This window comes from Bacillus cereus group sp. BfR-BA-01347 (genome assembly GCF_022663835.1).
Taxonomy (GTDB): domain Bacteria; phylum Bacillota; class Bacilli; order Bacillales; family Bacillaceae_G; genus Bacillus_A; species Bacillus_A thuringiensis_K.
Window position 1 is genome coordinate 61,633 of the sequence record NZ_JAKUGG010000026.1, and the last position, 6,100, is coordinate 67,732.

The following is a 6,100-nucleotide window of genomic DNA, read 5'->3' on the forward strand; positions in this document are numbered from 1 at the left end:
AAAAGCCCCGTTTCTATACGCAAAGAAACGGGGACTCATTATTAGTGTCCGAATTGCTTCCCTACGCTAGCATAATCTAGATCAGGTAATAAAAAGGATCAAAGACTTAAGGTCTTACTCTCAGCTGGCAACACCAGCTCTCCTAGCAAACTATAAAATTATCACTGTCAGTATAACACCGTAATAAGACATCATCAACTTTTTTAATTTTCTTAATTATCAACATAATATCAAAGTTATACAATACATACATTCTATTTTAGAAAATAAAACACCAATTAATTGTATAAAAAGGAATCATTATCCTCAAAAAATTTATTTTTATATTGATTTCATATTACATTTATGTGAATACACCCACTATATTATATCTTTATACTATAATAAAATTACAACTATACAACTAGAGGAGGTCTCTATTCCATGAATATGAAAGCTACTGCTTTAACAGCAACTACTGTAGCGATTGCTTCTTTACTTCCTTCTATGGGTGAAACAAATGTACAAAAAGCAAACGCTGAACAATTATCTAATATTAAAACTGGGTATGTCAAAGTCGATCAAGTAGCATTACATACAGAAGATAACGTAAAAAGCACATCAATTGATACAATTCGCTTTAATACAAAAGTGAACATCCTTGAAACAACTAATGGTTGGTATAAAGTATCTGTTCATAATAAAGTAGGTTATGTACAAAAAGATGCTATTTTACTAAAAAACAAACTTCAATCTAATGATCAATACATCGTTAATGCTAATGCATTAAACGTTCGCTCTGAACCTAATTTAGAATCTTCCATTTTAGATGTATTACCAAATGGCAAGTTTATTACCGTTCAAGAAGATCAAGGCGAATGGTATAAAATCTCACATAATGGCCAAACAGGTTACGTACAAAAAGCATTCATCTCTAATGGTTCACAACCCTTAGTAAAAGGAATCACCGTTCAAAATAATACAAAATATACCGTTGCAACACCTAATCTAAATGTACGTAGCAACGCTAGTACAAGTAGCGCTCTACTCGGTTCATTACAAAACGGTACACAAGTACAAGTAGTAGAAACTGTAGGAACTTGGTATAAAATTCGTTTTGGCACAGGATACGGATATGTAGCAAAACACTATGTAGTACAAAATCAACCACAAGCTAAAACAGATCAGCCTTCATCAATTCCAGCTGCTTTCAAATTCCCCGCTCAAGGAAGAATTAGCTCAACCTTTGATATACGCTGGGAACAAATGCATTATGGTATAGATATTGCCGCTCCAGGAAACGTCTCTATCCAAGCTGCTGCTGCAGGTAAAGTTGTGAAATCTTATTATTCAGCTAGCTATGGCAATGTTGTTTTCATTGCGCATCAAATCAATGGGAAATTATATACAACTGTTTATGCTCATATGAAGGATCGCACTGTACAAGCTGGTGATCAAGTACAAACTGGACAATTAATAGGTCATATGGGAAACACAGGTCATTCATACGGGCAACATCTTCATTTTGAATTACATAATGGAGAATGGAATTTTGAAAAAACAAATGCAGTAAATCCACTGCCATATTTAGTTAGGTAAATTGTATGCCACGCAATATACCTCTTATAATTGAATACGTAGCCTTTTTAGGTTTAATCTGTTGTTTAATCATTTACAATACAAACATTGTATTTTTATCTATTATTATTGCTTTTGTTGCATTAGAAATTATGATGGAATCATTTCAAGTGCAACTAAAACAAAAAATTGCCCATATTTATAATGCTATTTTTCTTTTAAGTGCTCTCATAACAAATATAATTAGTAATGGCTTTTATTTATCTACTGTATTTCCAGTATTCTTTATGGCTGTTTTATTATTTGTAGCTAGATATATTAATGTCCCTTATAACCAAAAACAAAAACAAGAAGCTTAGAAAGAGGAGACACTGTGTACCAATCTTTCAAAGATACTCCAATAAAATACATATTGAATTTGTATAAGAAAACCAATACTTTTTTTGGTATACAAGGAAGTTATACTGCACAACTCCTCCTATATGGAATGCTTTTTCTTGTCTTAATCACTTTCTCCTTGTTTTACTAACAAAAAAGGATCTCACATAAACTGGAGATCCTTTTTAATTTATATGAATTTTTCATATCGAAAATATTGTTTATCCACAAGCATATTTTTCATAAATAAAGCTCAGATTATATTTTTTCTCTAAACTCATTCGTTGTTCGTCATCGCACCAATAGAAAAGAATATCATGAATCGTTGCGTAACGCTTATTTTTAAGAAATAGCCTAAAGAATGATGGTAAACAATCATGTAATTGTATAAATATATAATTGCGTAGTATTTCTTCTTTATATTCAATGCCCTTACAAATATACAGTAATTCTTCACAATAATATGCATGCTGTGGAACTTGTATCATTTCGAAAAATGGCACATAAGATAGTAGCTTTCCAATAAAATGACCGTATCGATCCATTACTCCTATCGTCATATGCTCCATCATTTCTTTCATCACATATAAATAATCATCTACATGCGTTGTCTTTAATGGGTCTAAGCGATCGGAAATTTGAGATAATACAGCTCTTTGACATGCTAAAACTGCCTGACTAGGTCCATAATATGATAGGAAATCTGTACACTTACGATATTTCCGTAATAAATCATGTGTATACAAATCATATACAAAAGTATTACAATACATTGCTAAACTCATCATATCACTATTTAATTGCTCTTTTGATAATGATTTCGCTCTCTTGCACATATAAAAGAATGTAAATTCCAATACTTCTTTATGAGATAATAAATGTTTACAATCGGTTATACACTTCTCATTAAATTTAACTCTATCCCAAATTTCAATATCCCTATCTGTCAATTCACCTATACGATATTTAATAATTAAATAATTTAAAGCAACTGATTGCGTCAAAAGATCCCATGTTTCATATTCCAATGAAGTATGAACAAACTCAGCTAATCCTTGCGCTATCATAAAATCATTTGCCTCTTCATACCAACCAATCTCTTGGCATAAGCGAAGAATACGCACTAAAGTTGGAATTTCATCTTTATGAAACTGCGGTAATTTCTTTGCTTTATTCATGCCATATACGATAAATGCCGCTAAATTTTCTTCTTTATAAAATTCTTTCTCTTTCCATACTAATATAGTTCGTTCTTTCCCCTCACCTTTTGGGTGACAAGGTACAAGCAAAGAAAATAATTCAGCGAAATTATTTGGTTCTATATATGTATCTGTAACCAAATTCCAATTTGGATCGCCCTGTACAGCCTTCATATAATTCCCCTTCCCTTTTCATCTATGTAGGAAATATTAATTTATTATCGCGCCACTAAAAATTAATATTGTTATATTCAAAATCTATCATAATACTTATATCTATCAGTATATCATCTTTTCTCTTATTAAAAATGAAGAATAACAAATTTTAAAAAACTGTCGAAATTATTAACCACATACTTATTATATAATGTCTCAGATACATCACGCTAACATATTAGTTTAATCCATATATGCTAGAATAATGTATCTGAACTTTATATATAATTTAGCTCTTTATGAGTGACCATCAGACTCTCGGTTAATGAAAGTTTCAATTTACTCTGTATGCTCTGAGATTTCGCTCAAGGCAAATCCAGCTTGATCATCTGCTGATTCCCTTATAGCTAAATCTCCTAGTGCTAACATACCAATAAGTTGACCACTATCAACTACTGGTAATCGTCTAATTTGATGCTGTGCCATTAGCTCTGTAGCTTTTTCAATAGAATCATTTGGAGAAACTGAGATAATATTTGTTGTCATCACATTTGTAATTTTATTAGATCCAGGATGTTTTTCAGCAATCCCTCGAACGACTAAATCTCGATCAGTAACAAGCCCAACAACTTGCTCATTTTCAACAACTGGGATTAATCCAACTGATTCTTCCTTCATTTTAACAGCTGCCTCATATACATTGTCTAGCGGTGTACAATGTACAATATGGGTACTCATTAAGTCTCTAACTCGTGTCATTATTTATTTCCTCCTTTTTATACATACCATAGCTTTTCCAAAATCCCTTTATTTATTTCTGGAAAGTAACGTAATAAAAAGGATTAACAAAATAAAAAAGAGCCAGCATAATGCTGACTCTTTTTTGTATGACCCGTACGGGATTCGAACCCGTGTTACCGCCGTGAAAGGGCGGTGTCTTAACCACTTGACCAACGGGCCATGGCTCCGCAGGTAGGACTCGAACCTACGACCGATCGGTTAACAGCCGATAGCTCTACCACTGAGCTACTGCGGAATAATATATGGTGGGCCTAAATGGACTCGAACCATCGACCTCACGCTTATCAGGCGTGCGCTCTAACCAGCTGAGCTATAGGCCCATATACTTTACAGGGGCAGTAGGAATCGAACCCACACTGGAGGTTTTGGAGACCTCAGTTCTACCTTTAAACTATGCCCCTAAATGATGCCGGCTAGAGGACTTGAACCCCCAACCTACTGATTACAAGTCAGTTGCTCTACCAATTGAGCTAAGCCGGCATAAAAAAATGGTGGCTCGGGACGGAATCGAACCGCCGACACGAGGATTTTCAGTCCTCTGCTCTACCGACTGAGCTACCGAGCCAACATAAATGGCGGTCCCGACCGGGGTCGAACCGGCGATCTCCTGCGTGACAGGCAGGCATGTTAACCACTACACCACGGGACCATTTGGTTGCGGGGACAGGATTTGAACCTGCGACCTTCGGGTTATGAGCCCGACGAGCTACCGTGCTGCTCCACCCCGCGACAATATAAAGTTTTAAAAAATGGAGGAGGTAGAGGGATTCGAACCCCCGCGCGACTCTCGCCGCCTGTCGGTTTTCAAGACCGATCCCTTCAGCCGAACTTGGGTATACCTCCATGAAGGAAAAAATATTTTATTATTATATGTCTAAACCATTAAAGAAAAAATGGAGGAGGTAGAGGGATTCGAACCCCCGCGCGATTCTCACCGCCTGTCGGTTTTCAAGACCGATCCCTTCAGCCGAACTTGGGTATACCTCCGAGACATATATTAAATAAAGTGGAGCCTAGCGGGATCGAACCGCTGACCTCCTGCGTGCAAGGCAGGCGCTCTCCCAGCTGAGCTAAGGCCCCATGTTTTTTGGGAATATCGGGAAGACAGGATTTGAACCTGCGACCCCCTGGTCCCAAACCAGGTGCTCTACCAAGCTGAGCCACTTCCCGTTAATAAAAGCGCGCCCGAGAGGAGTCGAACCCCTAACCTCTTGATCCGTAGTCAAACGCTCTATCCAATTGAGCTACGGGCGCATATGGTGCCGAGGGCGGGGGTCGAACCCGCACGGTGGTCACCCACCGCAGGATTTTAAGTCCTGTGCGTCTGCCTGTTCCGCCACCCCGGCATGTCATATTGAAAATTGGAGCGGAAGACGGGATTCGAACCCGCGACCCCAACCTTGGCAAGGTTGTATTCTACCACTGAACTACTTCCGCAAGACATGTATGAGTTATTTTATTAAAAGTGCGGGTGAAGGGAGTCGAACCCCCACGCCAAAGGCGCTAGATCCTAAGTCTAGTGCGTCTGCCAATTCCGCCACACCCGCATATTTCATTAAAATGGTGAGCCATGAAGGACTCGAACCTTCGACCCTCTGATTAAAAGTCAGATGCTCTACCAACTGAGCTAATGGCTCTTAATGGCTGGGCTAGCTGGATTCGAACCAGCGCATGACGGAGTCAAAGTCCGTTGCCTTACCGCTTGGCTATAGCCCATTAATTAAGAATGGTGGAGGGGGGCAGATTCGAACTGCCGAACCCGAAGGAGCGGATTTACAGTCCGCCGCGTTTAGCCACTTCGCTACCCCTCCGACATATATGGTGGAGGATGACGGGATCGAACCGCCGACCCCCTGCTTGTAAGGCAGGTGCTCTCCCAGCTGAGCTAATCCTCCATTTTGCCTGGCAACGTCCTACTCTCACAGGGACAAGGTCCCAACTACCATCGGCGCTAGAGAGCTTAACTTCCGTGTTCGGTATGGGAACGGGTGTGACCTCTCTGCCATCAT

The 6,100-nt window shown here is 38.4% G+C and carries 4 protein-coding genes, 20 tRNA genes, 1 rRNA gene and 1 riboswitch; of the genes, 2 read left to right on the top strand and 23 right to left on the bottom strand.

Annotated elements, in window-relative coordinates:
* Positions 1–41 precede the first annotated feature (41 nt).
* Positions 42–154, bottom strand: a riboswitch (TPP riboswitch).
* 269 nt (positions 155–423) lie between these two features.
* Positions 424–1,578 (top strand): SH3 domain-containing protein, encoded by a 1,155-nt coding sequence (locus MR143_RS27300; protein ID WP_001056036.1) that lies wholly within the window; start codon positions 424–426, stop codon positions 1,576–1,578.
* A 5-nt stretch (positions 1,579–1,583) separates the two neighbouring features.
* On the top strand, positions 1,584–1,916 hold the full coding sequence (locus MR143_RS27305; RefSeq protein WP_001137823.1) for a hypothetical protein: 333 nt from the start codon (positions 1,584–1,586) through the stop codon (positions 1,914–1,916).
* Between the two features lie 240 nt (positions 1,917–2,156).
* Here MR143_RS27305 and MR143_RS27310 read toward each other — a convergent pair whose 3' ends face one another.
* The 23 genes from MR143_RS27310 to rrf all read right to left on the bottom strand — a co-directional run.
* Positions 2,157–3,308, bottom strand: coding sequence for a DUF3965 domain-containing protein (locus tag MR143_RS27310; RefSeq protein WP_000648911.1), 1,152 nt, complete (start codon positions 3,306–3,308; stop codon positions 2,157–2,159).
* Positions 3,309–3,629: 321 nt separating this feature from the next.
* Positions 3,630–4,049 carry a CBS domain-containing protein gene (locus MR143_RS27315; protein WP_000199010.1) on the bottom strand — a complete coding sequence of 140 codons (420 nt, stop codon included), beginning with the start codon at positions 4,047–4,049 and terminating at the stop codon, positions 3,630–3,632.
* A gap of 129 nt (positions 4,050–4,178) precedes the next feature.
* Positions 4,179–4,250 (bottom strand) — tRNA-Glu (locus MR143_RS27320).
* 1 nt (position 4,251) lies between these two features.
* Positions 4,252–4,326 (bottom strand) — tRNA-Asn (locus MR143_RS27325).
* Between the two features lie 8 nt (positions 4,327–4,334).
* Positions 4,335–4,411, bottom strand: a tRNA-Ile gene (locus tag MR143_RS27330).
* Between the two features lie 10 nt (positions 4,412–4,421).
* Positions 4,422–4,492: transfer RNA gene (locus MR143_RS27335), tRNA-Trp, on the bottom strand.
* Positions 4,493–4,498: 6 nt separating this feature from the next.
* Positions 4,499–4,571 (bottom strand) — tRNA-Thr (locus MR143_RS27340).
* Between the two features lie 9 nt (positions 4,572–4,580).
* Positions 4,581–4,656 (bottom strand) — tRNA-Phe (locus tag MR143_RS27345).
* An 8-nt stretch (positions 4,657–4,664) separates the two neighbouring features.
* Positions 4,665–4,740: transfer RNA gene (locus MR143_RS27350), tRNA-Asp, on the bottom strand.
* A gap of 3 nt (positions 4,741–4,743) precedes the next feature.
* Positions 4,744–4,820, bottom strand: a tRNA-Met gene (locus tag MR143_RS27355).
* Positions 4,821–4,841: 21 nt separating this feature from the next.
* Positions 4,842–4,934, bottom strand: a tRNA-Ser gene (locus MR143_RS27360).
* Between the two features lie 51 nt (positions 4,935–4,985).
* A tRNA-Ser gene (locus MR143_RS27365) sits at positions 4,986–5,078 on the bottom strand.
* 20 nt (positions 5,079–5,098) lie between these two features.
* A tRNA-Ala gene (locus MR143_RS27370) sits at positions 5,099–5,171 on the bottom strand.
* Positions 5,172–5,187: 16 nt separating this feature from the next.
* Positions 5,188–5,261, bottom strand: a tRNA-Pro gene (locus MR143_RS27375).
* A gap of 10 nt (positions 5,262–5,271) precedes the next feature.
* A tRNA-Arg gene (locus MR143_RS27380) sits at positions 5,272–5,345 on the bottom strand.
* Between the two features lie 3 nt (positions 5,346–5,348).
* Positions 5,349–5,437 (bottom strand) — tRNA-Leu (locus MR143_RS27385).
* A 16-nt stretch (positions 5,438–5,453) separates the two neighbouring features.
* Positions 5,454–5,528, bottom strand: a tRNA-Gly gene (locus MR143_RS27390).
* A gap of 29 nt (positions 5,529–5,557) precedes the next feature.
* Positions 5,558–5,638, bottom strand: a tRNA-Leu gene (locus MR143_RS27395).
* A 14-nt stretch (positions 5,639–5,652) separates the two neighbouring features.
* A tRNA-Lys gene (locus tag MR143_RS27400) sits at positions 5,653–5,728 on the bottom strand.
* 4 nt (positions 5,729–5,732) lie between these two features.
* Positions 5,733–5,807: transfer RNA gene (locus tag MR143_RS27405), tRNA-Gln, on the bottom strand.
* An 11-nt stretch (positions 5,808–5,818) separates the two neighbouring features.
* Positions 5,819–5,902 (bottom strand) — tRNA-Tyr (locus MR143_RS27410).
* A gap of 8 nt (positions 5,903–5,910) precedes the next feature.
* A tRNA-Val gene (locus MR143_RS27415) sits at positions 5,911–5,986 on the bottom strand.
* A gap of 5 nt (positions 5,987–5,991) precedes the next feature.
* A 5S ribosomal RNA gene (gene rrf, locus MR143_RS27420) occupies positions 5,992–6,100 on the bottom strand; the annotation flags it as partial.